Raw genomic sequence first — 273 nt, forward strand, 5'->3', positions numbered from 1 at the left:
TACGCCTCATCGGGCGTTCGTCCAGCCAGCGCCGTATGCGGACGCCTTTCGTTATAATGGGCGATCCATCTGCCAAGCCCGGCCCTCAGCTCTGATCCGGTCTCGAACGCGTACAGGTAGACGCATTCGTATTTCAGCGACCGCCACAGGCGCTCGATGAACACGTTGTCCAGCCAGCGACCGCGCCCATCCATGCTGATGCGGATCTGACGCTCTTCCAGTATCCCGCTGAAACGGGGTGTCGTAAATTGCGACCCCTGGTCAGTATTGAAA

At 59.0% G+C, this 273-nt stretch carries 1 protein-coding gene; it reads right to left on the reverse strand.

Going from position 1 to position 273, the window contains the following annotated elements; all coding sequences use genetic code 11:
* The coding region (locus tag B7449_RS19525; protein WP_048884143.1) for an integrase core domain-containing protein at nucleotides 1-273 on the reverse strand (273 nt) is incomplete at both ends.

Origin of the sequence: Komagataeibacter intermedius TF2, from assembly GCF_000964425.1 — a bacterium.
Classification (GTDB): Bacteria; Pseudomonadota; Alphaproteobacteria; order Acetobacterales; family Acetobacteraceae; genus Komagataeibacter; species Komagataeibacter intermedius.